General features: G+C 49.5%; 2 protein-coding genes. Both read right to left on the bottom strand.

What is annotated here, in order from left to right; all coding sequences use genetic code 11:
• Positions 1-24: 24 nt before the first annotated feature.
• Positions 25-1,059 carry a sugar kinase gene (locus D6024_RS26355; protein WP_121357807.1) on the bottom strand — a complete coding sequence of 345 codons (1,035 nt, stop codon included), beginning with the start codon at positions 1,057-1,059 and terminating at the stop codon, positions 25-27.
• The coding region (locus tag D6024_RS26350; RefSeq protein WP_162945070.1) for a glucuronate isomerase at positions 1,056-1,320 on the bottom strand (265 nt) is incomplete at its 5' end. The genes D6024_RS26355 and D6024_RS26350, both read right to left, overlap by 4 nt.

The raw sequence follows: 1,320 nt of genomic DNA, 5'->3' as shown, positions 1-1,320 counted from the left end.
TTATTTAACTGCATAACTTTTTTGTCAGGCACCTGCATGCGCGGTGCCCCTTTTACTATTTTTCAGAATGGTTTCAACTGTTTGACTGGTGGCATCGCCTTTTTCCTGCAGCTTTCCAAAAGCTGCTGCAGTAGCAAACTCCACCACTTCCTGCGGTTCCCGCTTTTTACTCAAACTGTAAATCAGCCCTGCCATATAGCAATCTCCGCTACCCGAGCGATCAACAACAGAATTACAGCGGTATTCCTTCGAATTGAATTGTTTCCCGCCTTCATTCAGGCTGGTGTAGTATACCATACTTTCATCCTTACCGTCGAAGCGGAAGGTATTGGCAACTACCGTGCACTTCGGAAAACGGCGCCTGATTTCTTCCGACGTTTGCTTTGCATGGGCAAGGTATTTTTCGCGGCTGCTGTTCTCGTGAATATTTTCATCTATGGCTATTCCCAACATGGTGTTTGCTGCCCAAATGTTGCCCATCACTACATCGCAATGCTCCACCAGTTTTGGCATGACCTGATCCGGCTGTTTTCCGTATTGCCACAGCTTTGACCGGTAATTCAAATCGACGGAGACCGTAATCCCTTTTGCCGATGCGACCGTCACGGCCTCGAGGCACACGGCCGCGACATTTTCATTCAAGGCAGGGCTGATGGCACTAAAATGTAGCCAGGAAACATCCTGCAAAACAGCCGTCCAGTTGATCTGTCCCGGCTTCAATTCCCAGAAAGAAGAATAGTCCCTGTCGTAAATCACACCGGCACTTTTCAGGTCTGCACCTTGCGGCAGGTAGTAAGTGCCGATACGGTTACCCGTTACCTCTATCCGGGACGCATCGATCCGGCTTTGTTCAAGAAAATCAAAGATCTCCCTGGAGAGGTAATGATCCGGCAAGGCTGTGCTATACGCCACCGGGAGCTGCCAGTTGGCGAGGGCTCTCGCTACGTTCAGCTCTGCGCCACCAAGAAAAACAGGCATGTTGTTTTGCTTCAGCCATTCACCGCCCAGTTGGGGTGAAAGCCGCAGCAATAATTCGCCAAAACACAGGATCTTGCTCATGCCTTTTGTGTTTGTGCCTTTTGTGAAACTTCTTTCCAGAGGATACGGATTTCAAGGCCGTCGTCATTGATTTTTTGGTGGTGCTCCAGGCTGTCGATCGGGTTGTCGGTCGTGCAAACCACCTTTACATTCATTTTCCGCAACAGGTTGCGCACTGAATAATCCGGCGTTTGCAGCTTTGCCGTACAGGCCTCGTAAACTCTTTCTGCCGAATCGCCATTCAGAATTTCATGTACGTCAAAATACCGCTGCAGTTCCAGG

This window comes from Flavisolibacter nicotianae, assembly GCF_003628535.1.
Lineage (GTDB): Bacteria > Bacteroidota > Bacteroidia > Chitinophagales > Chitinophagaceae > Flavisolibacter > Flavisolibacter nicotianae.
Note: the sequence above shows the minus strand (reverse complement) of the source record. Positions and strands in the feature narration are given on the sequence as shown.